Origin of the sequence: Streptococcus oralis (assembly GCF_001578945.1) — a bacterium.
Taxonomy (GTDB): Bacteria; Bacillota; Bacilli; order Lactobacillales; family Streptococcaceae; genus Streptococcus; species Streptococcus oralis_Q.
In genome coordinates this window covers 280793-282625 of the sequence record NZ_KQ969552.1, presented here as the reverse complement: position 1 = coordinate 282625, position 1833 = coordinate 280793, and the positions used below count along the sequence as shown (strand labels likewise).

The 1833-nt window shown below is 41.5% G+C and carries 2 protein-coding genes; both read left to right on the top strand.

Annotated features, from left to right (window positions below):
• Nucleotides 1-78: 78 nt before the first annotated feature.
• The gene (locus tag SORDD16_RS06815) at nt 79-1356 is read left to right on the top strand and encodes an ABC transporter permease (RefSeq protein ID WP_061452832.1); all 1278 of its coding nucleotides are present in this window, start codon (nt 79-81) and stop codon (nt 1354-1356) included.
• A gap of 12 nt (nt 1357-1368) precedes the next feature.
• Nucleotides 1369-1833, top strand: a 465-nt coding sequence (gene vex2, locus SORDD16_RS06810; RefSeq protein ID WP_241734026.1) for an ABC transporter ATP-binding subunit Vex2, incomplete at its 3' end; no start/stop codon positions are given.

The following is a 1833-nucleotide window of genomic DNA, read 5'->3' as shown; positions in this document are numbered from 1 at the left end:
TTTTCAAAAAATTTTTTCGATTTCATAAACACTTCATATTTGGATTTTATAATAGTCTTACAAATATGGAGGTGACAAATGAATCCAATCCAAAGAGCTTGGGCTTATGTCAGCAGAAAACGACTGAGAAGTTTTATTTTATTTCTGATTTTATTGGTCCTATTGGCCGGAATTTCAGCCTGTTTGACTCTGATGAAGTCCAACAAAACAGTGGGAAGCAATCTTTACAAATCACTCAATACATCTTTTTCTATCAAAAAGATAGAAAATGGACAGACCTTCAAGTTGTCAGACCTAGCATCCGTGAGCAAGATTAAGGGACTGGAAAATGCCTCTCCTGAACTTGAGACGATCGCAAAACTGAAAGGCAAGGAAGCGGTCAGTGGTGAGCAGAGCGTAGAACGTGATGATTTGTCAGCAGCGGACAAGAACTTGGTTAGCTTAACGGCTCTTGAGGATTCATCCAAGGATGTCACCTTTACCAGTTCGGCATTCAACCTAAAAGAGGGTCGACACCTTCAAAAAGGAGATTCAAAGAAAATCCTCATTCATGAAGAGTTGGCCAAGAAGAACGGTCTTTCGCTTCATGACAAGATTGGCTTGGATGCTGGTCAGTCTGAAGCTGGAAAAGGGCAAACAGTAGAGTTTGAGATTGTCGGCATCTTTTCTGGAAAAAAACAAGAGAAGTTCACAGGCTTGTCTTCTGACTTCAGTGAAAACCAGGTCTTTACAGACTATGACAGCAGCCAAACCCTTCTGGGAAATAGTGAACCGCAAGTCAGTGCAGCGCGCTTCTATGTAGAAAATCCTAAGGAAATGGACGGACTCATGAAGCAGGTGGAAAATTTGGCTTTGGAAAGTCAAGGTTACCAAGTTGAGAAGGAAAACAAGGCCTTTGAACAAATCAAAGACTCAGTAGCAACCTTCCAAACCTTCTTGACCATCTTCCTTTATGGGATGTTGATAGCTGGAGCAGGAGCCTTAATTTTGGTCTTGTCTCTCTGGTTGAGAGAAAGGGTCTACGAAGTGGGGATTCTTCTGGCGCTTGGAAAAGGCAAGAGTTCAATCTTCCTACAATTCTGTTTAGAGGTAGTTTTGGTATCTCTCGGAGCTTTGCTTCCATCCTTTATCGCTGGAAATGCCATTACATCCTATCTGCTCCAAACTGTACTAGCCAGTGGAGATCAGGCAACCTTACAGGACACGCTGGCCAAAGCAAGCGGTCTATCAACCAGTCTCCTATCTTTTGCAGAATCCTATGTATTTCTGCTCCTGATTGGTTGCTTGTCTGTAGCCCTTTGTTTCGTATTTCTATTTAGAAAATCGCCTAAGGAAATTTTATCATCTATTAGTTAAGAAGGAGAAATCATGACTTTATTACAATTGCAAGATGTTACCTACCGTTATAAGAACACTGCTGAAGCAGTTTTATATCAGATCAAGTATAATTTTGAACCCGGAAAATTTTATAGTATCATTGGTGAGTCAGGAGCTGGAAAATCCACTCTTTTGTCCCTGCTTGCTGGTCTAGATAGTCCTGTCGAAGGTTCTATCCTTTTCCAAGGAGAGGACATTCGGAATAAGGGGTATTCTTACCATCGCATGCACCATATTTCCCTGGTCTTTCAAAATTATAACTTGATAGATTATCTTTCTCCGCTGGAAAATATCCGCTTGGTCAACAAAAAAGCAAGCAAGGATACACTTCTTGAGCTTGGTTTGGATGAAAGTCAGATCAAGCGGAACGTTCTCCAGTTATCAGGTGGTCAACAGCAACGTGTGGCTATCGCTCGCAGTTTAGTCTCAGAAGCTCCAGTTATTCTAGCTGATGAG

Coding starts and splice junctions, on each gene's coding strand:
- SORDD16_RS06815 (WP_061452832.1), top strand. CDS start 79: ATGAATCCAATCCAAAGAGCTTGGGCTTATGTCAGCAGAAAACGACTG.